Source organism: Micromonospora sp. NPDC005203, assembly GCF_042872705.1.
Lineage (GTDB): Bacteria > Actinomycetota > Actinomycetes > Mycobacteriales > Micromonosporaceae > Micromonospora.
The window spans coordinates 94,696-116,624 of sequence record NZ_JBIAKV010000003.1 but is presented as its reverse complement, the minus strand read 5'-3'; the positions used below and the strand labels follow the sequence as shown (position 1 = coordinate 116,624).

The following is a 21,929-nucleotide window of genomic DNA, read 5'->3' as shown; positions in this document are numbered from 1 at the left end:
GCCCGGTCAGCCGCCCACCACGTCCCGCGACGCCGTGGTGGCCCGCCAGCCGACGCCCGGCCCGGCCGCCACCTCGTCGAGGATCTCGCCCACGCGGCCCACGACCGTGTGGAGTGCGGGCAGCTTCGCGCGCAGGCCGCGGTAGGTCGCGGCGAGGGCCGGGTCGACCAGGACGGGCTCGGTGCGGGCGCCCTCGGGATCGAGCAGGGTGACGGCCCCCTTGAGGTCGGCGGCGAGGCCGATCGCGAAGAGCCCGAGCGCCGCCGCGCCGAGGGCGGCGTCGTCGTCCTCGCCCGCCACCTGGGTCGGACAGTCCAAAACCGCGGCCATCACCGCACGCCACAGCGGAGACCGGAACGCGCCGCCGGCCAGCCGAACGCTGCTGACCGGTGTCAGCTCGGCCAGGCGGTCCCGGACGCCGCCGAGGTGCAGGCACACACCCTCCAGCGCCGCGCGCACCAGGTGACCTCGGGAGTGCTCGCTCCGCAGGCCCAGATACGCCCCCGGCGGGCCGGAACCGACAGCCGGTGCCCGATCGGCCAGCAGGTAGGGCAGCATCACGAGGCCGTCGCTGCCCGGGGCGATCCGTTCGGCGAGAGCCAGCAACTCGGGTGCGGCGAGCTGGTCATCGGACGCCTCGCGGCGGTCGGGGTCGAGGGCGCCACCGGCCCACCGCACGACGTTGCCGCCGTTGTTGACCGTCCTGCCGACCACCCAGGCGTCCTCGGTCAGCGCGGCGCAGGAGAAGGTCTCCGCCGGGTCGACGAGCGGAGCCGCGACGACAGTCCGCAGGGCCCCGGTGGCCGCGAGCGTCAGGCCGGCGACGGTGCTGTCGATCGCCGCCATGCCCAGGCTGCGCGACGGACCGTCAGCCGCACCCACGACGACAGGTGTGCCGGACGGCAGGCCGACCGCCTGCCCAGCCGCCGAGGACAGCCGCAACACGCCAGTCGTGGGCAGGACCGGGGGCAGTTGGCTGCCGGACACCCCGGCGAGATCGAGTACGCCCGCGCTCCACACCCGCCGGTGCACGTCGAACATGCCGGTGCCGGACGCCGACGACAGCTCGGTCACCAACGTCCCGGTCAGCCCATGGACCAGGTAGTCCTTCAGGCCGATCCACCACCGCGTCGCGGCGCAGAGGTACGGCTCGTGGCGGGCGAACCAGATGAGCTTGCAGAGCGGGCTCCCCGGGTGCACGGGCGTGCCGGTGACCCGGTGCAGCTCCCGGCTCTGACCGGAGACCCGCAGGTCGCGGGCCACCTCCGCGGACCGCGTGTCCCGCCCGCTCAGCAGCGGCGTCAGCGGGTTGAGTGTCGCGTCCAGCCCGATCACGCCGTACCTGGGGGAGCTGACCGCGAGGGCGACGACCTCCGCGCCGGCGGTGTCGGCGACACACGCGGACACCGCCGCCAGGGTGGCCGCCACCAGCACGTCGGGGTCCTGGACCTGCCAGCCGGGCAGCGGTTGGAGCAGCGGGTACGCCCGCGTCCGGACGTGTCGGGCCGAGCCGTCCAACGCGAACGCGCCCACCCGCACGGCGGTGGCGCCCACGTCGACCCCGAGGATGACACGACGCTCCGGCCCCATGAGCACATGGTCGAGCGGTGTTCGACGGGTGGGCAAGCGGTTGCGCAGAGTTGTCGTCGGCCGGGGGCCAACCCGGCGACCAGTTGGGACAAGGCGGTGGTGGGCCGGCGTTGACCGGGCCGACAGTGGACAACGCCGGCAAGCCGGGGGTGAGCCGGCAGGGGGACGTGTTCGACGTGATGGTGCCGATGTTCACCGACGCCAGCGGCCATCCGAGACCCACCGACGCGTTCGGTGACGGCACCACGGGCAGCACCAGCCTGCACCGGAACGGGCAGCTTCGCGGCACCGTCGCCGAGCCCGGCCGGGGGCAGTTCGCCGTACCGGCCGCAGCAGCGACGTACCGGCTCACCGCCGCGGCGACGCACCACTCGCCGACCTGGCGGTCGAGCACGACGGTCAGCGGGTCGTGGACCTTCCGGTCCGCCACGGCATCGGACCGGCGGCCACTGCCGCTGCTGGGAATGCTCCTCGACGCACCTGCCGACCTGCGCAACACCGTGTCGGTCGGTGAACGCCGACCGGTGCGGATGTCGGTGCACCGGCAGGACGGGGTGGCCGGGCGGCCGGTGGTGACGGTGACTGTCGCCGCCTCGTACGACGACGGCCGGAGCTGGCACGCGGTGCCGGTCAGCCGGGACGGTGAAGGCTGGCTGGCGTCGGTGCCACACCGCCGGGCCGGTCACGTGTCGCTGCGGGCGAACGCCGCCGACGCGGACGGCAACGCGGTGGAGCAGACGGTGCGCCGGGCGTACCGGGTCGGCGGCTAGCGCGGTGGGTGGGGATTCCGTCGGTCCGGCGATGACCGCGGAATCCCCACCGCCTCCGGCCCGATACCTGGGCTGGTGCCGGCCGGCTGAGGTAGGCCGTCGTGTGGGCGGGGTGTTGGTGGCGGACTCTGGCCTGCTGCTGACGACTAACTCCGCACCCTGCCGGGGGCGGGGGGCGCAGCTGGAGGTGACCGTCGGTCACCTCCGTGGAGGCGGATGCGGCAGTGAGCGGTGTACCGCCGAGTCATCTCGGTGCCTCTGCGGGCATAACGCTGAACAGCACGTCGGCATGAGCAATGCTGGAAACCTGTGGATGGGCCATTGGGAGGCTTAGCTGCCCAAGGCATCCGGTTCAAGGGATCAAACAAGGCCCGCACGCCAACGCGGGTCGGGAAGGTACGCCTGTGCCCACCCTGGTCGCCGCCGAGGGGCCGACGCCAGCCACCACGACGACTAACGGGTCCTTGATCGTCGCTCTTGTGCGTGCTGGCGCGCGGTTCAGACGCGGTCAACTGATCGACCGACCGACCCCCGGCACAGCCGCCGAGGCAGCCTGATGAACCAGCTGCGCGAGTACATCACCGCATGGCAACGCCACGACGTGGCCGCCGTCCTAGCCATGCTTTCCGACGACTGCGTGATCATCGAGTGCTACGGCCCGGTCTACCGAGGCAGGCAGACAGTCGAGCAGTGGATGCGTAGCTGGCTCGACGCCGGCTCGGTCGACAGCTGGGAGATCACCACGCACGCGGCTGCCGGCGACGTCCTGATCGCCGAGTGGCTGTTCTCATACACCTGGCACGGCAAGCCACGCACCTTCGAGGGAGCCTCGGTCGCGAGACTCACCGGCGACAAGATCTCCTACCTCCGCGAGTACGCGACCACCGCGCCCCTCTACGACTGGACGGGCACCTGGCGCGAATGACAGCAACACCGCGCACGGCACAGTGCCCGTCGAGGTGACGCCGGAGGCTGCTCAGACCAGGAACTCCTCCCGCATCCGCGCGCCCAGGTTGATGCCGCCGACGGCCCGGGGGCCGGCCGGATCGTGCACGGCGACCGTGTTGTTGCGGCGCATCAGCTCACGGACGGCGGGCGGCAGTCGCGGCGGGTCGTCCATGGCCGCGAGGACCTGCCCGGCACTGGAGATCAGTCGATCGGCCAGGGCGGCGGCGTCGGTGTCCACCCGCACCCGGCCGTACTCCCAGCCGGCGGTGGTCAGGTCGAGCACCTCGAACACGCGGGTCAACAACGGGTTCGGGTCGGTCACCCGGTCGAGCCGGGGCGCCCGACTGCCGACCACCGTGACAGCGGCGGCCACCTGCGCGTACGGGTGGAAGCCGGACGGCAGTGCGAACAGCGGCCACCGCAGCGCGGGACCGGCCTCCTTCCACAGCGGCCGGTAGTTGCGGCGGTGCACCAGCAGCCGCCGGCCCGTCCGTCGGTGGATCTCCTGGGCCTGGGCCTGCAGGTCCACGTGGGCCTCGTCGGCGACCTGACCGACGATCTGGGCCGCCACCAGCAGGCCGTCGTCGCTGTCCAGCGTCGCGGTGAGCGCCTCGACCTGCTCGGTGAACCGGATCCGCGCGTGCGGGCCGTACCGGGTGTGCACGTCGTGCAGCAGCGCCTGCTGGCGTCCCGGATCGAGTTGGACCCGCCTGCCGCCCAGCAACCGCCGGAGCCAACGCATGTCGCCTCGTTTCAGCAGAGCCGTCGTCGGTCGGCGGCAATGCTAGTGCGTCGGCCCCACCCCGTGTGCCTTCGGGTGCCCTCGAAGCGCGTTGTCGATCATCGACGGCGCGGCGTGACGAGTCCCGACTCGTACGCCCACACGACAAGTTGGGCGCGGTCACGGCAGTGCAGCTTCGCCATCGCCCGATTCACATGTGTCTTGGCGGTCAACGGACTGATCACCATGCGCGAGGCGATCTCGTCGTTGCTCAGCCCGCCCGCGACCAGCTCGACGATCTCCTGCTCGCGGGCGGTCAGCACGTCACGCCCGGCCGCCGGCTCGGCCGGCGGTGGGCCGGACACGAACTCGCTGATGAGTGTCCGCGTCACGGCCGGTGCGAGCAGTGCGTCGCCGCGGGCCACGACGGCGATGGCCTGGAGCAGGTCGGCGGGGTCCGCGTCCTTGAGCAGGAAACCGCTGGCACCCGCGCGCAGGGCGGTGAAGACGTAGGAGTCGAGCCCGTAGTTGGTGACGATGAGGACGTGGACCGCGGCGAGGTCCGGGTCGGCGGCGATGCGGCGGGTGGCTTCGATACCGTCGAGCCCCGGCATCTGCACGTCCATGAGCACCACGTCCGGGCGCAGACGCCGCGACAGGTGGACGGCGGCGGCACCGTCGCTGGCCTCGCCGACGACCTCCAGGTCGTCCTCGGCGTCGAGCAGGGCCCGGAATCCGGCTCGCATCAGGGCCTGATCGTCGGCGAGCAGAACCCGGATCATCCCGGCTCCCCGGCGCGCTGAGTCCGCTGGACCACAGGTGAGCGCGCGGTCCCGCCGGGGCCGTCCAGCGGGAACGCGGCCCGTACCGTGAATCCGTTGTCGTTGGCGGCGGCGGCCCGCAGGGTGCCGCCGAGCCCGGTCACGCGTTCCCGCATGCCACGCAGGCCCACGCCCGGTGTGATCGGGTGAGCCGGCGACGCGTGGCCGTCGTCGGTGACCGAGACGGTGAGCTGGGCCGGGGCGTACTCGACGTGGACGCGCGCGGTGGCGGGGCCGGCGTGACGGGCCACATTTGTCAGTGCCTCCTGGACGACCCGATACCCGGCCTGGTCGATCTCGGCGGGCAGGTCCCGTGGCGGGCCGCTGACGGTGACGTGCACCGGGACGCCGGCGGCCCGGGTCCGTTCGGCGAGCTCGTCCACCCGGGCCAGCCCCACGCGGTCCTCGTCGGCGGGTGAACGCAGGACGTCGAGCGTGGTGCGCAGCTCCCGCATCGCGGCGCCGCTGGCCTCCTGGATCGCCAGCAGCGTGGCCGACGGCTGCTCGCCGTGTTTGCGGGCGAGGTGCACGGCGATCCCGGCCTGCACCTTGATCACCGAGATGCTGTGGGTCAGGGAGTCGTGCAGGTCACGGGCAATGCGCAGGCGTTCCTCCCCGGCGCGACGCAACGCCATCTCCTCGCGGGTGCGTTCGGCCTCGATCGCCCGCTGCTCGACCTGTTCCAGGTACGCCCGGCGCTGCCGCGCCACCAGCCCCGCGACGTTGGCAGCCACGAACCAGCCGAGCAGCAGGGGCGTTCGCTCGACGATGAGCTGGCCGGTCTGCGCCGTCGAGATGTCCCGGGCCAGAAAGCTACCGAGGAAGACGAGGCTGGCCACGGCGGCAGCCGCCCGCTGCCCCCGCCAGGCGGCGACGTAGACCGCTGCGAGCACCGGGAACGCGGCGGACACGCCGGGGTGCACGCGGACGTGCACGGCCAGCATGGCGACGGTGACCACGCCCAGCGCCACCACCGGATACCGCCGACACGCCGCCAGGGCGACCATCATGGCCAGGACCAGGACGACGTCGACAGCACCAACCGCCGCGGCGTCCGGCGCGAGCGCCGCGTTGCCGAGCAGAAGGGCGCCGAGGGCGAGGCCACTGAGGGCGTACGGCAGATCGCGACGCATTGTCGAACTGTAGAACGGGCCGTCACCGTGCGGCATCCACCGACCGCGGTAACCGGACGTACCGCGGACGCGGTAGCGCCGGCCGGCCAAGTGCCTGCGACGGCACGACGTTTTCCCAGCTCGCCCGGACGAGCATCGAACCCATGACATACCGCTTCACCACCCCAGTGCAGGCGTCGGCCGCGACCGGCTGGACCGCGGAGGTCTACCGGCAGATGTCGGACGACTTCCTCGGGCCGCTGCCCACCTTCCAGGTGCTCGCCGCCGTGCCGGAGGTGCTGGCCGCGACCTGGGCGCTGATGCGCGAGGCGCTGCTCGCCGGGGACGCGTCCCGGGTCGAGCGCGAACTCGTCGCGGCGGCGGTGTCCCGCGCCAACCGCTGTCGGTTCTGCCTCGACGCCCACGCGATGCTGCTGCACGCGCTGGGCGAGCCGAAGCTGGCCGAGGTCATCGTCCGGGACGGGACACCACCGCAGCCGGGGTACGCTGCGCTCGTCGATTGGGCGCAGGCGAGCCGCAACCCCACGGCGTCCGACTGGACCAGCCCGTACCGCCCGGAGGTCACCGGCACCCTGCTCGCCTTCCACGTCATCAACCGGATCGTCTCCGCGCTGCTCGACCCCGATCTGCTCCCCGGCGGCCTGCAACGCTCCCCACTGGTGCGCTCGGTCGGCACCCGGATCGCCCTGCTGGCGGCGTTCGCGCCCAGCGCGATAACCGTCGGCGACGTCGCTCTCTGGCGGCTCTCCCATCCCGGCGACGCCGACCTCGTGCGGCTTGTCGCCTACGGGGCGATCACGGCCACCGAGCACATCGCCCAGGCACTGACCTCGGCGCACCCGCTGGGAGACCACCATGCGTAAGGCACTCGTCATCAGCAGCGCCCTGTTGCTCGTCGCGTTCGTCCTCCAGTTCGCCTTCGCCGCCGTGGGCGGGTTCACCAGATCCGGGGGCGACGACGCGTACGCCCTGCACAGCATCAACGGCATGGCGGTCATCCCGGCCCTCACCCTGCTCACCGCGCTGTGCGCGGCACTGGCGAAGGCACCGGGCCGGCTCATCGCGCTGGCGCTCCTGCCGATCGGTCTCGTCGTCCTGCAGGCGCTCCTCGCCGCGCTCGCCAACGCGGCCACCGACGCCGCGGGCGTCAGCACCCCGCTCGGACCGATCGTCGGTGCGCTGCACGCCCTCAACGGGATCATCGCCGTACACGTCGTGGTCGCCGTCCTCCAGGGAGCCCGGAAGCTGTCCGACCCCGAGCCGGCCGACTCCACCGGCGCCGTCGTGGGCAGCAGAGAGCCGGCATGACCACCGGCTCGCTGCTCGTCGTCGACGTTCTCCTCGCGGTTCTCGTGGCCGCCGGTTGGCTGGGCGGCGGCGCGGCGGCGGCCGTCCAGCGGCGTCCGCTCGCGCTCGTCGCGCTGCTCGCCACGCTCGCCCGCGCGATCACCATCACCGCGCTCGCCCGCGCCGGCTGGTGGTTCGCGGCGGAGAAGGTCCTCGTCGTCGCCCCCTGTCGCTCGCGGCGGTGGCCGCGGCCGGGCCGCGGTGGCGATCGGTCGCGGGCGACATCCGGTCCGTCGCGGTCCCGTTCCTCTTCGCCGGGTACGCCACGAGCGGTGACCTGTTCGTGACGGTCCTGCACGGTTATCCGGGGCGACGCCGCCGGGCGACTGGCCGGTGCTGGATCCGCTCGGCTACGGCGTCGCCGCCGCGCTGCCGTCGATCGTGGCCTCGACCTGGACGACCTGCTTCCCCGCTACGCGCACACCGTCGACGGCGCGGCCGACCCGAGCATTCCGCTGTGGCTGGACTCGTTCGACGTCCGACCGGGCGAGGTGTGGGAGGTGGCGTTCCGGGCCGACAACCCGATGGTGTGGGCCAACCACTGCCACAACCTGGCGCACGCCGACGCCGGCATGACGATGCGCCTCAGGTACTCGTGATCCACCGGGCGGCACAGGAGATCGAAGATTGTGAGTTCAAGGTTGAGGGTATGGGAGCGCTCCCGTAACATACCTGTCGCGGCCTGTTAACGCTCACAAAACCACCGAGCCAGCGACTACCGCCAATGTGCGGGCCGCCGTCCCCTCAGGAGGGTGTTCTATGACCAGATCCAGATACACCAATGTCGGTCTGGCGTCGGCCGGCGTTGCCCTACTCGTGTCGGCGTCGGTTGTCGCGGCGCTGCCGGCCGGTGCCGCGGCGGCGGGCTGTTCGGTCAACTACGCCGTGCCGTCGCAGTGGCAGGGTGGATTCACCGCCAACGTGTCGATCACCAACCTGGGTGATCCGGTGACAAGTTGGACGTTGACCTGGTCGTATGCGGCCGGGCAGACGGTCACGCAGGCGTGGAGCACGTCACTGACGCAGAGCGGCTCCGCGGTCACCGCGAGGAACGTGAGCTACAACGGCTCGATCGGCACCAACGCCACGGTGTCGTTCGGTTTCAACGGATCGTGGACGGGCAGCAATCCCGCGCCGACGAGCTTCGCCCTGAACGGCGTGACCTGCGGTGACGGCACCACGCCGACGAGCCCACCGCCGACGAGCCCGCCCCCGACGAGCCCGCCCCCGACCACACCACCGCCCACGACGCCGCCGCCGACGACCCCGCCGCCGACCCGCTGCGACCTTCCCTCGACGTACCGCTGGTCGTCGAGTGGCGTGTTGGCGACGCCGAAGTCGGGTTGGGTGTCGCTCAAGGACTTCACCGTCGCGCCCTACAACGGTCAGCAGTTGGTCTACGCCACCACGCACGACTTCGGGGACCGCTGGGGTTCGATGAACTTCAGCCTCTTCAACAACTACTCGCAGATGGCTTCGGCCACCCAGACCGGGATGAACTCGGGGACCGTCGCGCCCTCGTTGTTCTACTTCGCGCCGAAGAACATCTGGGTGCTCGCCTACCAGTGGGGTGGGCCGGCGTTCTCGTACCGCACGTCGACCAACCCGACCAACCCGAACGGCTGGTCGGCGCCGCAGACGCTGTTCACCGGGAGCATCACCGGTTCCGGTACCGGGCCGATCGACCAGGCGCTCATCGCCGACGACACGACCATGTACCTGTTCTTCGCCGGTGACAACGGCAAGATCTACCGGGCCAGCATGCCGATCGGGAACTTCCCCGGCAGCTTCGGCAGCAGCTACACGACCATCATGAGTGACACGACGAACAACCTGTTCGAGGCGCCGCAGGTCTACAAGCTGCAGGGTCTGAACAAGTACCTCATGATCGTCGAGGCGATCGGTTCGACGGGGCGCTACTTCCGCTCGTTCACGGCCACCAGCCTCAACGGTTCGTGGACGCCGCAGGCCGCGACCCAGAGCAACCCGTTCGCCGGCAAGGTCAACAGTGGTGCCACCTGGACCAACGACATCAGCCACGGTGAGTTGCTGCGCACCAACGCCGACCAGACCATGACGGTCGACGCGTGCAACCTGCAGTTGCTCTACCAGGGTCGTTCGCCCAGCTCCGACGGCGTCGACTACGGCCTCCTGCCGTACCGGCCGGGTCTGCTGACCCTGCAGCGCTGACGCTGCTGGCCCAGAAACGGGCGGGCTCGGCGACACGCCGAGCCCGCCCGCGACCTTCCGGGTGCGAAACGCCGAAGTCCTCCTCGGCGCGGCCGCGGGCGGGAGAGTTTGGGATGATGCGGCGGTCTACCTGCGACATCACCTGAGCTGAAGGGATTCCCCGCGATGGCAAAGGTCATCTCCACACTGTTCATCTCGGCCGACGGGGTGGCCGAGATCGACCCCGACTGGCACTTCCCGTACTTCGACGAGAACATGGGCCGCGCCGTCACCGAGGACTACGAGACCGCCGACGTGCTGCTGATCGGCCGTGCGACCTACGACAGCTTCGCCGGTGCCTGGCCCGAGCGTGAGGCCGCGGGAGGAGAGGACGCACCGTTCGCCAAGCAGCTCGGGGACGTGCGCAAGGTCGTGGTGTCGCGCCAACCACTGGAGTTCTCCTGGCGCAACTCCGAGTTGATCGCCGGTGACCTCGTCGGTGCCGTCACGTCGCTCAAGGCCGATGACGGGGTGCGCGGCATCCTCGTCCCCGGGTCCATCTCTGTCGTGCAGCAGCTGCTGGCCGCGGGGCTCGTCGACGAGCTGCGCCTGCTGGTGCATCCGGTGGCGGCGCGGAAGGGCCGCAAGCTGTTCGACGAGGGTGACACGGCGTACCACCTGCGGGTGGTGGCGACCGAGGCGTTTCCGACGGGCGTGCTGCGCGTGATCTACGCGCCGGCTGCGGCACCGGGGAAGGCCGGCTACGACGACGTCAGGGACCAGGTGCCGGCCGGGCAGTAGCCACCGTCGCGGGAACGTCGTAGGCCCGTGTGACGACCGTGCTCGATCCTGGTTGTCAACGCCGTCGCGTTAGGGCAGGAGAATCGCGCCGATCTCGCACTTCCTGTCGCCAATTTAAGCGGTAATGCACCCTAATGTCGGGGCAGAAAGTGCAAGATCGCGAGGCAGGATCGGTTGACGAGCAGTCATTCCGCCTAACGGTTTCGGGAGCGACCGGGTGCGGGTTGGTTCGTCTCCCCGGTGACGGGCCAGGACGGTCCGACCCGGGGAGACGAGAAGATCAGTCGACGGTCGGTGGCACCGTCCTCGCCGCCTCGGCGAGCGCCGCCGCGGCGCCGGCGTACGGGTTGTAGCTGTAGGTGCGAGCCTGGCCAGCCGGCACCGTGAAGTACGCGGCCGACAGTTTCGCCGGGTCGCTGGCGATCTCGCCACGCGCGGGGGCGTCGTTGCCGTCGTCCCAGCCCCAGGGCGCGTTTGCCGAGTTTGTCGAACAGCTCCAGGTGCCGACGCCGCAGTCGCCGGACGTGTCACCGGCGAACGTGCCCAGGCTGGCGAACAGCCGCGCGTTGGACCGCTGCGCCCACAGGCCGCCGGCGGCGAAGATGTCGATCAGCTGATAGCGCACGTCGCGGTCGTTGCTGCTGCTCGGCGTCTCGGCGACGGTCGACGGGTAGTAGACCAGGCCGTCGCCGTTGATGTCGTACTGCGGGTGCGCCTTGAGTCCGTGGCCCTGCGCCTCCTGCGCCGTCACCGGGTGCTGGAACGTGTCGTGCGGCGACGCCTGGAACCGCAGGGTGCCGTCGATGCTCTCCCCGCCGTTGGTCCAGGTGCTGCCGGTCGGCGTGTAGGAGAAGAAGTCACTGTGCGCGACCGTGATGGCCGAGCGGAGAACGCCGTACGTGGAACCGTCGCGCTCGATCGCGAACAGCGCGCCCTCACCGTCGTTCTCGTGCTCGGTCTCGAAGAACGGATGGTCGGTCCAGTCGCGGGGGTGATAGAAGAAGTACGTGATGTACCAGTGGGTGCTCGTCTCCACGACGGAGTAGTACACGTGCGCGGCAGGTGCGGTGCCGGCCTGGCCAGCCCGGTCCCAGTTGTTGCGTCCGTCCAGGTCGCCGTCGAGGTCGACAGGGGCCAGGTAGTCCGACTGGCCACTCAGGGCGTGGCTGCCGGTGGCATCGACGTCCTGGTAGTGGATGGGCGCCCAGCGGAGGGCCAACTCGGCTCGGCCGACGGCGGCGACGGCGGGGGTCGGCGCGGCCAGCGCGGCAGCGGCCAGCGCTGCCGCAGCGCCTGCCGCGGCCAGTGCCCGCACCACCCGGGGTCGCCGGGTTGTGCTGCTTGCGTCGAGCATGGTGTGCTCCGGTGTCCGAAGGAATAGACCCTGATGGATCATTCGGGGTTCGGGCACCCGGCGGGTGTCCCTACGGCGACGAGAAAGCAGACGATGCCCGACGAGATCGGGATCGGGTTGTATCGATGCTTGCAGACTGCCATGCTGGGGTTCGGTCGTGTTCGGGAGTCGGCGCGTACCGCATCTTCTCCGGCCCGCAGGGCGCACGAGGTGGCTGAGTCACCCGTGCCGGGCAGCCCTCGTCGGCGGTCGGACACCCGAGCGCGGCACCGGCCACCACCTCGGTCCTCGGTGCCCGGTAACCACGGAGGCACCGATGCTTCGCACGTTCCTCGCCGTCACGACCATGGCGCTGGCCGCCTGGGCCGGGACCGCCGTCGCCGAGGCGACACCAGCACCGACACCGTCGGCCACGTCAGCACCCACTGCGGTACCCACGCCCACTCCGATACGCACACCCACGTTGGCACCCACTGCGGCACCCACGCCCACTCCGATACGCACACCCACGTTGGCACCCACTGCGGCGCCCACGCCCACTCCGATACCCACTCCCACGATCGCCTGCCCGCCGGCCCTGCCGATCGGCGCCAGCGTCACCGCTGTCACCACCACGAGCGTGACCATCTCGTACTCGATCTTCTTCCGCCCGCCCTGCGGCTACGACCCGCCGTTGACCGTCAGCCTCTTCGCCAGCCGCGAGGACGCCCAGCAGTGGCGGGCGCCGGTGGCGGCGGCCGCCTCCGGGTCGGAGCGCGCCGGCGCGGTGACGATCGACCGGCTGACGCCCGACACCGAGTACTGGTACCGGTTCAGCGATCCCAACGGCAAGCGGGATCCGTTCGTTTTCGGGTCGGCCCGGACCGCTGCGCTGACATCGTGCCGTGCGACGGCCTCGATCGACGCCCAGTGGGGCAGCGGTTTCCTCGTCACGGCCACCGTGCGAAACATCGGAAGCCAGCCGCTGGACCGGTGGCGCGTCTCCTGGCGGTGGTCCGGAGACGAGCGGGTCGAGAACGTCTGGGGTGGAGTGCTGGAGACGGTCGGCGCCGACCTCACGGTCCGCAACGCCACGTACGACGGGACGCTGGCGCCGGGTGGTGTGGCGAGGTTCGGACTGCTCGTGTCGACAAGCGCCGTGCCCGACGGGTTGACGCTGACGTGTAACGGGTGAGCGACGTCCGTCCCGCTGTCGCGGTCACGGCGGCGGCGGGACGGACGTCCGGTCGGTCAGGGCTTGCGCGCCACCGCGCCGTAGGCGTCGATCCCGACAGCGTCGGAGTCCTCCGGTCGCCAGAGGGGGATCGGCACCAGGCCGGGCTCCACCATCGTCAGCCCGTCGAAGCAACTCGCGAGCTCTTCCGGGCTGCGCAGGATGTACGGGACCCCGCCGCTCTGCGCCAGCCGCTCCGCGCCGGAGACCACCGCCGGGCTGGTGTTCGTGCCGTCCCAGAGCACCAGGTGCGAGCCGGAGGGCATCGCGTCCATCGTCCGCCCGACGATGGAACGCACCACGTCCAGGTCCGGCTCGTAGCCGAGCACACCCATGTACATGACGGCGGTGGGCTTGTCGAAGTCGAGCGTCAGCGCCGCCTCGGCGAGGATCTTCTCCGGCTCGTGGTAGTCGGCCGGGACGTAGGTGGTGACACCCTCCGAGGTCGTGCTGGCCAGCAGTGCCCGTGCGTGCACCAGCACCATCGGGTCGTTGTCGACGTAGACGATCCGCGACTCGGGCGCGACGCTCTGTGCGACCGCGTGCGTGTTCTGCATGGTGGGCAGGCCGGTGCCGATGTCCAGGAACTGCCGGATGCCCGCCTCGGCCGCGAGGTGACGCACGGTCCGCACCAGGAACACGCGCGACTGCTGCGCCATGACGACGATCTCCGGATAGACCTCGGCGACCGCGTCGCCGGCCGCCCGGTCGGACTGGAAGTTGTCCTTGCCGCCCATCCAGTAGTTCCAGATCCGAGCCGCGTGCGGCACGTCGGGCTGAAGTTTCGCGGCGAGTTCGGCGTCCGGACCGGCCATGCCAGGCTCCTATCGAGGGGTCGTCGGCGGGAGATCACCACTGCGGTGCGCAGCGGGATCGTACTCCGCCGCCGTCCACTGTCGACGCTGGACGGGGTGGGCGGCGGTGCCGCACTCGATCCGGGGTCTTGAATTCCTACTTCATTGGTAGGAAACTCGATGACATGCCGCTGCTTCGGTTGTTCACCTCCCGCCGGGTCGTCGACCTGATGCGGGTCGCCGCGCAGCTCTGTCCCGGCGCGCCGATCCCGGCCTGACCGGCTGCCCAGCCCGCACCGGCCCTTTTCTCGTCCGCGGCGCACTGTCGCGCCCGGCACCCCGCATCCCGCCCGCGTGGCGGTGCATCTCGTCGAGGAGGACCCTGCCATGAGCAACGACGGCGTATCAGCGACGACCTTGGACCCCCGGCTCGACTTCGAGGCGGCCTGGCGGGAGTGGCATCGACTCCACGAGGAGGCCCGGGCCGACCCGCACGGCTTCCTCGCCGTCACCGACCTGCACTGGCTGACCCCGGGGCCGCAGCGGTTCCCCGACGTGCCGGGGGAGTGGCACACCGGCGACGAGGGACCCGTGGTGGTTCTCGGTGCGGGCGGGCGACTCGTCATCGACGGCCGCCAGGTCCAGGATCGGCATGAGTTCGGGCCGATCGCCGAGCGTGGCGGCGTCACCGTGGGCATCGAGGGTGGGGTGCTGGAGGTGGCCCGCCGGGGTGGGCGCGACATCCTCCGTCCCCGGCGCCCGGATCACCGCCTCCGTGTCGCCTACCGGGGCACCGCCACCTATCCGCCCGATCACCGGTGGGTCCTGAGCGGGCGCTTCGTGGCCTTTGACAGCCCGCGGCCCACCACCGTCGGCGCGGCAGTGGAGGGACTCACGCACGTCTACGACGCCCCCGGTCAGATCGAGTTCGCCGTCGACGGGGTGCCGCTGAGCCTGACCGCGTTCAACGGCGCCGCCCCCGGCAGCCTGTCGGTGCTGTTCACCGACGCCACCTCCGGCGTCACGACCTATCCGGCCAACCGGTCCCTGGCCGTCGCCGCACCCGACGAGCAGGGTCTGGTGACGCTCGACTTCAACCGGGCCACCAACCTGCCGTGCGCGTACACCGACTTCGCGACCTGCCCGCTGCCGCCGGCGGAGAACCGGCTGCCGATCGCGGTCGAGGCCGGCGAGAAGACCCCGTACGAGCGGCTGGCTGTCGATTCGGCCGACCGTTCGTAGCCCCTGCGCACCCACCCCTGCGGGAGGATCGTCATGACCCAGTCCACCGACGCCCCGATCGACGCCGACAGCGACGCGCTGCGGACCCTGCTGCGTCACCAGGCCAGTACCGTCACGGTGGTCACCGCTCCCGGCTCGCCCGCGGTCGGCTTCACCGCCACGTCGTTCACCTCGGTGTCGCTGGCGCCGCCGATCGTCTCGTTCTGCCTGAACCTCGGGTCGTCGAGCTGGCCCGCGGTGGCCCGTGCCCGGCACGTGGCCGTGCACCTGCTCGCCCACCACCAGCAGCAACTGGCCCGGACATTCGCGACGAGCGGCATCGACCGGTTCGCCGCACCCACCCGCTGGCGGACCGGTCCGGAGGAGGTGCCGATCCTGGACGACACCCTGGCCTGGTTGCTCTGCCGGGTCGTCGACCGGGTGACCGTCGGCGATCACGCCGTCGTGCTGGCCGAACCGGAGGTGCTTCGGCACAGCGACGTCGGCTCGCCGTTGCTCTACCACCGGGGGCGCTACGCCGGTCTCGCCGGCGACCAGTCCGGACTGTCCCGCCGTCCCGCCGCCTGACCGGGCGCTCGCCCGCCCCAACCACCGTACGCAGGAGGATGCCGTGCAAGCGATCGTCGCCGCTCCGGACACCCACGCCGGGTTCCGAGTGACGGGCCTGCCCGATCCCACTCCGGGACCGGGGCAGGTTCTCGTCGAGGTGCGACACGTCGGCGTCAACGCCGGCGAGATCCGTCACCTCGACGTCTGGCCGGCCGGCGCCGTGCTCGGGCATGACGCCGCGGGTCACGTGGTGCGCGGCGCCATCGACGGGTCAGGCCCCCGCGAGGGTGACCCGGTGGTCGCCTTCGGGCCGGGGGCCTGGGCCCGCCTGGCGGTGTTCGACGTGGACAGTGTGGCGGTGGTGTCCGCCGCCGTCGACCTGGCCGAGCTGGCCGTGCTGCCCACCGTCGGCCTCACCGCGCTGCGCACCCTGCGGACGTCGGGGCCGCTTCTCGGCCGTCGGGTCCTGATCACGGGTGCGTCCGGGGGAGTGGGCCGGGTCGCCGTCCAACTCGCCAGGCTCGGTGGCGCGTACGTGGTCGCGGTGGTCGGCTCGCCGGCTCGCGGCGCGGGGCTGACGGACCTCGGCGCCGACGAGGTAGTGGTTGGCCTCGACGCGATCATCGACCCGGTCGACGTGGTGCTGGAGACGGTCGGTGGCGCCCACCTGGTGGCCGCCTGGGGCCTGCTGGCCCCGGGTGGGGTGCTGCACAGCATCGGCTGGGCCTCCGGCGAGCCGGCTGTCCTTCCGGTGAACTCCACCTTCAGGCCGGGTGCGGCACGGACACTGCGGTCCTTCGGCGACGCCACCGCCCCGGGGTCGGATCTCGGTCTGCTCGCGGACCTGGTGGCGCGTGGAGCTCTGCGCGCGCCGATCGGGTGGCGCGGCTCGTGGCAGCGCCTCGACGAGGCGGCCGATGCGCTGCGAGAGCGCCGGGTGGCCGGGAAGGTCCTGCTCGACCTGGACTGAGCCGAGCTGGTTCCGCTGATTCTCCGATCAGGAATTCCCGGCAAACCCTATAGCCTTAGTAGGGTATGCGTCAACGGATTGACGTCCACCCGTGCGATAGCCGACATCCGGCGACGGATTCGTTGACACCAGCACTGCCCTGAAGGTGGACTCAACTCATGTCCAGCGAGCTGCGGCTGACGATCCGCGGCCACATCGACTTCGGTCGCGTGTGGTCGAGTTCCTGTCTGGCCTGACCCGGCACCCTCGCCCGTGACCCGGCCCGCCACACCGGCCCGCCGGGGTTTGGCGCACCGCCGCGCCACCACCGCACCGACACCGCCACCGGCCCACGCCCACGCGTCGGGTCCGTTGTCGGCACCCCGCTTCCGCCTGTCCGGACAGGAGATCTCCGCATGCCCGCGTACCGTCTGCGTACCCTGGCCGCCGCCGCGCTCGCCGCACTGCTCGCCGTCGTCGCCGGCTGCTCCACGGCCACCAGCCCGGCCGCCGAGGCGGCCGGCCAGCCCCGCTCCGGCGGCACCCTCACCTGGGCCGTGGAGACCGAGCCGGTCACCCTCAACCCGCACCAGTACGCCCAGGCCAAGGCCCGCCTGCTGGTCTGGAACACCTTCGAGTCGCTGCTCACCTACGACCAGCAGGGCAAGCTCGTGCCCTGGCTGGCCACCGGCTGGACGGTCACGCCGGACGGGCTGTCCTACAGCCTGACGCTGCGCGACCGGGTCACCTTCTCCGACGGCACGCCCTTCGACTCGGCGGCCGTCAAGGCCAACTTCGACAAACTCCGGGAGCCCGGGTACGCCCCTGGCGTCGCCGCCGTCCAACTACGCAACCTCAAGGCCGTCGAGACCCTCGATGAGCGCACCGTACGGCTCGTCCTCAGCGCGCCGGACGTGCTCATCCTCGACTTCCTCGCCTCCCCGCAGGGCGCGCAGGTCTCCCCGACGTCGCTGCGGCAGGCGAAGAACCTCAAGGCCGGTGGCACCGATGTGGTCGGCACCGGGCCGTTCGTGCTGGACCGCTACGTCCCCGGTCAGGAGCTGCGCTATCGGCGCAACGCCGGCTACGACTGGGCGCCGCCCACCGCGACGCACACCGGCCCGGCCCACCTCGACGGGATCACCTACCGCTTCCTCAAGGAGTCGGCGGTACGTGTCGGCGCCCTCACGTCCAACCAGGTGCAGATCATCGAGGGGGTGCCGGCCACCGATCAGCCGCTGGTCACCGGCAACCGGACACTGCGCCTGAACCGCGAACTCAACTCCGGGTCCGCCTACTCCTACTACTTCAACACCTCCCATGCGCCCTTCGACGACCTGCGGGTCCGGCAGGCGTTCCGGGAGGCCGTGGACGTGAACACCGTGTTGACGTCGGTCTACCGCGACACCGCCACCCGCGCCTGGAGCGTGATCAGCCCGTCCAGCCCGCTGTACGACAAGCGCCTCGAAGGCGGCTACAGCGGCGACACCGCCAAGGCGAACACCCTGCTCGACCAGGCCGGCTGGACGGCCCGGGACGCCGACGGCTACCGGGTGAAGGCCGGCAAACGGCTCACCGTACGGCTCGTGCAGTCCGCACCCTTCGTCCGGGACCGCCGCGACGTCCTGGCCCAAGCCGTCCAGGCCGCCGTCAAGCAGAGCGCCGGCATCGACCTCAAGGTGTCGCTTGTCGACCAGGGCACCGCCACGGACGCGTTCCAGCGCAACGAGTACGAGGTCTTCGACAACTCGCGGGCCGACACCGACGCCGGCGCCGCACTCAACCTGCTGCTGCACTCGAAGGGCGGCATCAACCGCACCCAGGTCAACGACCCGCACATCGACCAACTCCTGGAGACCGGTCAGGCCACCGCCGACCCGACGAAGCGCGCCGGCATCTACGCCGACGTGCAACAGCAGGTCGTCGCCGAGCAGGCCCTGGCGCTGCCGCTGTACGCCCCGGCCGACCAGATCGCCGCCAGCACCGGCGTCGGCGGGGTGCGCTTCGAGCCCACCGCCGGGGTTCCCGCCAGCGCCTACGACCTGTGGATCGGCAAGTGACATGAGCCGCCCACCCGTACGTGCCGTGGCCCGCCGGCTCGGTGCCGGCCTGGTCGTCCTCTGGGTCGCGGCCACCGCCGCCTACCTGGCGCTGCTGGCCGCCCCCGGCGACACCGTGGACAACATCGTCGGCGACGGCGCGGACACCCCGCAGATCCGTGCCGAGATCATCGCCGAGTGGGGCCTGGAACGACCGGCCATCGTGCAGTACGTCGACTACCTGGGCCGGCTCGGCGGCGGCGACCTCGGTCGCTCCTACCTGTTGCAGCGCCCCGTCGCCGAGGTGATCGGCGAACAACTCGCCCCCACCCTCACCCTCGCGGTCGCCGCCGCCGGGCTCGGGGTGCTGCTCGCCCTGCTCATCGCGGTGGCCACCGCCGGGGACCGGCGAGGGTGGCTGCGCCGGGTCAGTTCCGGCACCGAACTGCTGCTGGTGTCCACCCCGCCGTTTTTGATCGGGCTTCTGCTGCTCAGTGTGCTGTCGTTCCGGTTCGGGCTCTTCCCGGTCTCCGGTGATCGGGGGATCGCCGCGTTGGTGCTGCCCGCTGTCACCCTCGCGCTGCCCATCGCCGGGTTGCTGGCGCAGGTGCTGCGCGACGGCATCGACAGGGCTCTCGACGAGCCGTTCGTGCTCACCGCCCGGTCCCGGGGCGTACGGGAACGCAGGGTGCTGCTGCGCCACGCGTTGCGGCACGCGCTCCTGCCGGCCGTCACCCTGGCCGGTTGGCTCTTCGGCATCCTGCTCGGCGGTGCCGTGATCGTCGAACAGGTCTTCGGGCGGCCCGGTCTCGGACAGGTCACCCTCAGCGCGGTCACCAGCGGGGACATGCCTGTGGTGCTGGCCGTCGTCACCCTCTCGGCCGCCGTCTACGTGGTGGTCAACACCGCCGCCGACCTGGCGTACCTGCTGGTCGATCCGCGTCTGCGAAGGAGTTGACCGATGACCGTCACCCTGGGCCCACCGCTCACCGACGCCTTGGCGCGGACAGCCGCCGACCCGGCCGAACCGGCCGAACCGGTCGTACGCCGACGGCCCCGGCTGCGACCCGGGCTGCTCGTCGCCGGGGCGTACCTGATCCTGCTGGTGGTCGCCGCGGCCTGGCCCGCGGCGCTCGCCCCCGGCGACCCGCTCGCGGCCGACCCGCTCGGCGTGCTCAGCCCGCCCGACGTGGCGCACTGGCTCGGCACCGACCACCTCGGCCGCGACGTGTGGACGCGGGTGGTACACGGCGCCGGCCACTCGCTCACCATCGGTGTCGCCGCCACCGCGCTCGCCGTCACCGGCGGGGTGCTGCTCGGCCTGCTCGCCGGTCTCACGCACCGGGCCGCCGACGAGGCGCTCAGCCGCACGTTCGACGCGTTGTCGGCATTTCCCATGCTGCTGCTGGCCCTGTTGTTCATCGCGATCGCCGGCCCCGGCACCGCCAGCCTGATCGTCGCCATCGGCATGGCCACCCTGCCGCACTACGCCCGCGTGGTCCGTGGCCAGACGCTTGTCGTCCGCCGCGCAGGCTTCGTCGAACAGGCGGTCACCTTCGGTGAGTCCCGGTCCCGGCTGGTGCTGCGGCACGTGCTGCCCAACGTGGTCGGTCCGGTGCCGGTGCTCGCGGTGATCGGGCTCGGTGAGGCGATCCTGGCCGCCGCCGGGCTCAGCTTCCTCGGCATGGGTCCACAGCCGCCGTCGCCGGAGTGGGGCGCGATGCTCTCCGAGGGCCGCAACTACCTCCAGGTGGCCTGGTGGATCACCATCCTGCCCGGCCTGGCGGTCACCGCCACAGTGGTGTCGCTGACCGTCGTCGGCCGGCACTGGCAGGCGCGCTTCGACGGGCGGCGGCGCTGATGGCCCCCCTGGTCACGGTCGAGGACCTGCACGTCGACTTCGACACCCCGACCGGCCCGGTGGCCGCGGTGCGGGGGATCAGCTTCACCGTCGAGCGCGGCGAGTGTGTGGCAGTCGTCGGGGAGTCCGGCTCCGGCAAGAGCGTCACCGCTCGTACCCTGGTCGGGCTCGCCGGGCCGGGCGCGCGCGTGCGCGCCGCTCGGCTCGAACTGGCTGACCAGGACGTGCGGGGCCATCGACCGCGGGACTGGCGGCGGGTCCGTGGCCGGCTCGCCGGGCTGGTCCTGCAGGACGCGCTGGTCTCCCTCGACCCCCTGCGGACGGTGGGTGCCGAGATCGGTGAGGTGCTCGCCACCCACGAGATCGTCGGCCGCCGGGAACGGGCCGGTCGGGTCACCCACCTGCTCGACGAGGTGCACCTTCCGGAGCCGGAGCGCCGCGCCCGGCAGTACCCGCACCAGCTCTCCGGAGGGCTGCGCCAGCGGGCACTGATCGCCTCGGCGATCGCTGGGGAACCGGCCCTGCTGATCGCCGACGAGCCGACCACCGCGCTGGACGTCACCGTGCAGGCGCAGATCCTGCGGCTGCTCGCCGAGCGACGCGCCGCCGGGGTGAGCCTGCTGCTGATCAGCCACGATCTTGCGGTCGTCGCCCAGATCGCCGACCGGGTCCTGGTGCTGCGCGACGGTCGGATCGTCGAGCAGGGTCCCACCGGCACGCTGCTGCGGGCACCCGCGCATCCGTACACCCGGCAGTTGCTGGACGCGGTGCCCTCGGCGACGTCGCGGGGACGCCGGCTCGGGGTGCCCCGGTCCGGGGACGCACGGGCGGCCCTGCCCGCCCGGCCCGAGGTCCGCGCCGACGACACCGTGCTCGACGCGGCCGGGCTGACCAAGACGTACGGCGAGCAGACGGTCGTGCGGGACGTCTCCTTCACCATCGCCCGGGGCGAGACCCTCGGCCTGGTGGGGGAGTCCGGCTCCGGCAAGAGCACCGTCGCTCGGATCGTCGCCGGTCTGCTCGACGCCGACGCGGGCGCCGTCACGTTCGAGGGCACCGCGTGGGCCGGCGTACGGGAGCGGACCCGCCGCCCACTGCGACGCCGGTTGCAGCTGATCTCCCAGGACTCGCTGAGTTCCTTCGACCCCCGCTACACCGTCGGGCGGGTCGTCGCGGAGAACCTCGGCGGCGACGTCAGCCGCGCGGACCGGCGCGACCGCGTCGTCGACCTGCTGCGCCGGGTCGGTCTCGGCGCGGACCTGTTCGACAGGCATCCCCGGCAACTCTCCGGAGGCCAACGGCAGCGGGTCGCCATCGCCCGCGCGATCGCTCCCCGACCCAGCTTGATCGTCTGCGACGAGCCGGTCTCCGCCCTCGACGTCTCCGTGCAGGCCCAGGTCCTCGACCTGCTGGCCGACCTGCGGGCCACCGACGGCACCGCCCTGTTGTTCATCTCCCACGACCTGGGTGTGGTGCACCACCTCAGCGACCGGGTGCTGGTCATGCACGACGGCGCGGTGGTCGAACAGGGCCCGGTCGGTGACGTCTTCAGCTACCCCCGACACGACTACACCCGGTCCCTGCTGGACGCGCTGCCCACGCTGGTCACCGCCGGCCGACCGTAGGAG

The 21,929-nt window shown here is 71.7% G+C and carries 22 protein-coding genes; 16 read left to right on the top strand and 6 right to left on the bottom strand.

The annotated features are described in order from the left end of the window. Positions 1–6 precede the first annotated feature (6 nt). Entirely contained in the window at positions 7–1,590 is a 1,584-nt protein-coding gene (locus ACFYPM_RS10490) for a gluconokinase (protein WP_387193750.1), read from the bottom strand. A 110-nt stretch (positions 1,591–1,700) separates the two neighbouring features. On the opposite strand from ACFYPM_RS10490, the gene ACFYPM_RS10485 reads away from it, so the two are divergent. Both ACFYPM_RS10485 and ACFYPM_RS10480 read left to right on the top strand, forming a co-directional pair. Then, positions 1,701–2,360 carry a hypothetical protein gene (locus ACFYPM_RS10485; RefSeq protein ID WP_387193747.1) on the top strand — a complete coding sequence of 220 codons (660 nt, stop codon included), beginning with the start codon at positions 1,701–1,703 and terminating at the stop codon, positions 2,358–2,360. 556 nt (positions 2,361–2,916) lie between these two features. After that, the gene (locus ACFYPM_RS10480) at positions 2,917–3,285 is read left to right on the top strand and encodes a nuclear transport factor 2 family protein (protein ID WP_387193744.1); all 369 of its coding nucleotides are present in this window, start codon (positions 2,917–2,919) and stop codon (positions 3,283–3,285) included. Between the two features lie 51 nt (positions 3,286–3,336). Here the strand turns inward: ACFYPM_RS10480 and ACFYPM_RS10475 are convergent, their stop codons facing one another. From ACFYPM_RS10475 to ACFYPM_RS10465, 3 genes are all read right to left on the bottom strand, one after another. Next, positions 3,337–4,050, bottom strand: coding sequence for a hypothetical protein (locus tag ACFYPM_RS10475; protein WP_387193742.1), 714 nt, complete (start codon positions 4,048–4,050; stop codon positions 3,337–3,339). Between the two features lie 98 nt (positions 4,051–4,148). Beyond that, the gene (locus tag ACFYPM_RS10470) at positions 4,149–4,811 is read right to left on the bottom strand and encodes a response regulator (RefSeq protein WP_387193739.1); all 663 of its coding nucleotides are present in this window, start codon (positions 4,809–4,811) and stop codon (positions 4,149–4,151) included. Next, positions 4,808–5,983 (bottom strand): sensor histidine kinase, encoded by a 1,176-nt coding sequence (locus tag ACFYPM_RS10465; RefSeq protein ID WP_387193736.1) that lies wholly within the window; start codon positions 5,981–5,983, stop codon positions 4,808–4,810. Before ACFYPM_RS10465 ends, ACFYPM_RS10470 begins: the two co-directional genes overlap by 4 nt. Positions 5,984–6,126: 143 nt before the next feature. On the opposite strand from ACFYPM_RS10465, the gene ACFYPM_RS10460 reads away from it, so the two are divergent. The 6 genes from ACFYPM_RS10460 (at position 6,127) to ACFYPM_RS10435 (ending at position 10,300) form a co-directional block, all read left to right on the top strand. After that, positions 6,127–6,846 (top strand): carboxymuconolactone decarboxylase family protein, encoded by a 720-nt coding sequence (locus tag ACFYPM_RS10460; RefSeq protein ID WP_387193733.1) that lies wholly within the window; start codon positions 6,127–6,129, stop codon positions 6,844–6,846. Next, positions 6,839–7,291: a DUF6220 domain-containing protein gene (locus ACFYPM_RS10455; RefSeq protein WP_387193730.1), complete on the top strand. Its 453-nt coding sequence runs from the start codon at positions 6,839–6,841 to the stop codon at positions 7,289–7,291. The genes ACFYPM_RS10460 and ACFYPM_RS10455 overlap by 8 nt, the downstream gene beginning before the upstream one ends. Beyond that, positions 7,288–7,617 (top strand): hypothetical protein, encoded by a 330-nt coding sequence (locus ACFYPM_RS10450; protein WP_387193728.1) that lies wholly within the window; start codon positions 7,288–7,290, stop codon positions 7,615–7,617. Before ACFYPM_RS10455 ends, ACFYPM_RS10450 begins: the two co-directional genes overlap by 4 nt. Positions 7,618–7,830: 213 nt before the next feature. Then, on the top strand, positions 7,831–7,929 hold the full coding sequence (locus ACFYPM_RS10445; RefSeq protein ID WP_387193725.1) for a multicopper oxidase domain-containing protein: 99 nt from the start codon (positions 7,831–7,833) through the stop codon (positions 7,927–7,929). Between the two features lie 160 nt (positions 7,930–8,089). After that, positions 8,090–9,520, top strand: coding sequence for a non-reducing end alpha-L-arabinofuranosidase family hydrolase (locus ACFYPM_RS10440; protein WP_387193722.1), 1,431 nt, complete (start codon positions 8,090–8,092; stop codon positions 9,518–9,520). 165 nt (positions 9,521–9,685) lie between these two features. Beyond that, positions 9,686–10,300: a dihydrofolate reductase family protein gene (locus ACFYPM_RS10435; RefSeq protein ID WP_387193720.1), complete on the top strand. Its 615-nt coding sequence runs from the start codon at positions 9,686–9,688 to the stop codon at positions 10,298–10,300. 280 nt (positions 10,301–10,580) lie between these two features. On the opposite strand, the gene ACFYPM_RS10430 is transcribed toward ACFYPM_RS10435, so the two are convergent. Further along, positions 10,581–11,654: a hypothetical protein gene (locus ACFYPM_RS10430; RefSeq protein ID WP_387193717.1), complete on the bottom strand. Its 1,074-nt coding sequence runs from the start codon at positions 11,652–11,654 to the stop codon at positions 10,581–10,583. 316 nt (positions 11,655–11,970) lie between these two features. Between ACFYPM_RS10430 and ACFYPM_RS10425 the strand changes: the two genes are divergently transcribed. Then, positions 11,971–12,828, top strand: a complete 858-nt coding sequence (locus ACFYPM_RS10425; protein ID WP_387193714.1) for a cellulose binding domain-containing protein — start codon at positions 11,971–11,973, stop codon at positions 12,826–12,828. Between the two features lie 56 nt (positions 12,829–12,884). Here ACFYPM_RS10425 and ACFYPM_RS10420 read toward each other — a convergent pair whose 3' ends face one another. Next, the gene (locus ACFYPM_RS10420; protein ID WP_387193711.1) at positions 12,885–13,682 is read right to left on the bottom strand and encodes an SAM-dependent methyltransferase; all 798 of its coding nucleotides are present in this window, start codon (positions 13,680–13,682) and stop codon (positions 12,885–12,887) included. A gap of 366 nt (positions 13,683–14,048) precedes the next feature. Here ACFYPM_RS10420 and ACFYPM_RS10415 point away from each other — a divergent pair, with 366 nt between their 5' ends. From ACFYPM_RS10415 to ACFYPM_RS10385, 7 genes are all read left to right on the top strand, one after another. Continuing rightward, the gene (locus ACFYPM_RS10415) at positions 14,049–14,903 is read left to right on the top strand and encodes a DUF1684 domain-containing protein (RefSeq protein ID WP_387193708.1); all 855 of its coding nucleotides are present in this window, start codon (positions 14,049–14,051) and stop codon (positions 14,901–14,903) included. Positions 14,904–14,936: 33 nt separating this feature from the next. Further along, positions 14,937–15,470 carry a flavin reductase family protein gene (locus ACFYPM_RS10410; protein WP_387193705.1) on the top strand — a complete coding sequence of 178 codons (534 nt, stop codon included), beginning with the start codon at positions 14,937–14,939 and terminating at the stop codon, positions 15,468–15,470. Between the two features lie 43 nt (positions 15,471–15,513). Beyond that, positions 15,514–16,422, top strand: coding sequence for a zinc-binding dehydrogenase (locus tag ACFYPM_RS10405; protein ID WP_387193702.1), 909 nt, complete (start codon positions 15,514–15,516; stop codon positions 16,420–16,422). 395 nt (positions 16,423–16,817) lie between these two features. After that, positions 16,818–18,461: an ABC transporter substrate-binding protein gene (locus ACFYPM_RS10400; RefSeq protein WP_387193699.1), complete on the top strand. Its 1,644-nt coding sequence runs from the start codon at positions 16,818–16,820 to the stop codon at positions 18,459–18,461. 1 nt (position 18,462) lies between these two features. Next, the gene (locus ACFYPM_RS10395) at positions 18,463–19,398 is read left to right on the top strand and encodes an ABC transporter permease (protein WP_387193696.1); all 936 of its coding nucleotides are present in this window, start codon (positions 18,463–18,465) and stop codon (positions 19,396–19,398) included. A gap of 3 nt (positions 19,399–19,401) precedes the next feature. After that, the gene (locus ACFYPM_RS10390; protein ID WP_387193694.1) at positions 19,402–20,301 is read left to right on the top strand and encodes an ABC transporter permease; all 900 of its coding nucleotides are present in this window, start codon (positions 19,402–19,404) and stop codon (positions 20,299–20,301) included. Next, a complete protein-coding gene (locus ACFYPM_RS10385) occupies positions 20,301–21,926 on the top strand; it encodes a dipeptide ABC transporter ATP-binding protein (RefSeq protein WP_387193692.1) in 1,626 nt (541 codons plus the stop codon). Before ACFYPM_RS10390 ends, ACFYPM_RS10385 begins: the two co-directional genes overlap by 1 nt. The last annotated feature ends 3 nt before the right edge of the window (positions 21,927–21,929 follow it).

Excerpts from the sequence above, each read along its gene's own strand:
- ACFYPM_RS10490 (WP_387193750.1), bottom strand. The coding sequence starts at position 1,590 with ATGGGGCCGGAGCGTCGTGTCATCCTCGGGGTCGACGTGGGCGCCACC.
- ACFYPM_RS10480 (WP_387193744.1), top strand. The coding sequence starts at position 2,917 with ATGAACCAGCTGCGCGAGTACATCACCGCATGGCAACGCCACGACGTG.
- ACFYPM_RS10475 (WP_387193742.1), bottom strand. The coding sequence starts at position 4,050 with ATGCGTTGGCTCCGGCGGTTGCTGGGCGGCAGGCGGGTCCAACTCGAT.
- ACFYPM_RS10470 (WP_387193739.1), bottom strand. The coding sequence starts at position 4,811 with ATGATCCGGGTTCTGCTCGCCGACGATCAGGCCCTGATGCGAGCCGGA.
- ACFYPM_RS10465 (WP_387193736.1), bottom strand. The coding sequence starts at position 5,983 with ATGCGTCGCGATCTGCCGTACGCCCTCAGTGGCCTCGCCCTCGGCGCC.
- ACFYPM_RS10460 (WP_387193733.1), top strand. The coding sequence starts at position 6,127 with ATGACATACCGCTTCACCACCCCAGTGCAGGCGTCGGCCGCGACCGGC.
- ACFYPM_RS10455 (WP_387193730.1), top strand. The coding sequence starts at position 6,839 with ATGCGTAAGGCACTCGTCATCAGCAGCGCCCTGTTGCTCGTCGCGTTC.
- ACFYPM_RS10450 (WP_387193728.1), top strand. The coding sequence starts at position 7,288 with ATGACCACCGGCTCGCTGCTCGTCGTCGACGTTCTCCTCGCGGTTCTC.
- ACFYPM_RS10440 (WP_387193722.1), top strand. The coding sequence starts at position 8,090 with ATGACCAGATCCAGATACACCAATGTCGGTCTGGCGTCGGCCGGCGTT.
- ACFYPM_RS10435 (WP_387193720.1), top strand. The coding sequence starts at position 9,686 with ATGGCAAAGGTCATCTCCACACTGTTCATCTCGGCCGACGGGGTGGCC.
- ACFYPM_RS10430 (WP_387193717.1), bottom strand. The coding sequence starts at position 11,654 with ATGCTCGACGCAAGCAGCACAACCCGGCGACCCCGGGTGGTGCGGGCA.
- ACFYPM_RS10425 (WP_387193714.1), top strand. The coding sequence starts at position 11,971 with ATGCTTCGCACGTTCCTCGCCGTCACGACCATGGCGCTGGCCGCCTGG.
- ACFYPM_RS10420 (WP_387193711.1), bottom strand. The coding sequence starts at position 13,682 with ATGGCCGGTCCGGACGCCGAACTCGCCGCGAAACTTCAGCCCGACGTG.
- ACFYPM_RS10415 (WP_387193708.1), top strand. The coding sequence starts at position 14,049 with ATGAGCAACGACGGCGTATCAGCGACGACCTTGGACCCCCGGCTCGAC.
- ACFYPM_RS10410 (WP_387193705.1), top strand. The coding sequence starts at position 14,937 with ATGACCCAGTCCACCGACGCCCCGATCGACGCCGACAGCGACGCGCTG.
- ACFYPM_RS10400 (WP_387193699.1), top strand. The coding sequence starts at position 16,818 with ATGCCCGCGTACCGTCTGCGTACCCTGGCCGCCGCCGCGCTCGCCGCA.
- ACFYPM_RS10395 (WP_387193696.1), top strand. The coding sequence starts at position 18,463 with ATGAGCCGCCCACCCGTACGTGCCGTGGCCCGCCGGCTCGGTGCCGGC.
- ACFYPM_RS10390 (WP_387193694.1), top strand. The coding sequence starts at position 19,402 with ATGACCGTCACCCTGGGCCCACCGCTCACCGACGCCTTGGCGCGGACA.
- ACFYPM_RS10385 (WP_387193692.1), top strand. The coding sequence starts at position 20,301 with ATGGCCCCCCTGGTCACGGTCGAGGACCTGCACGTCGACTTCGACACC.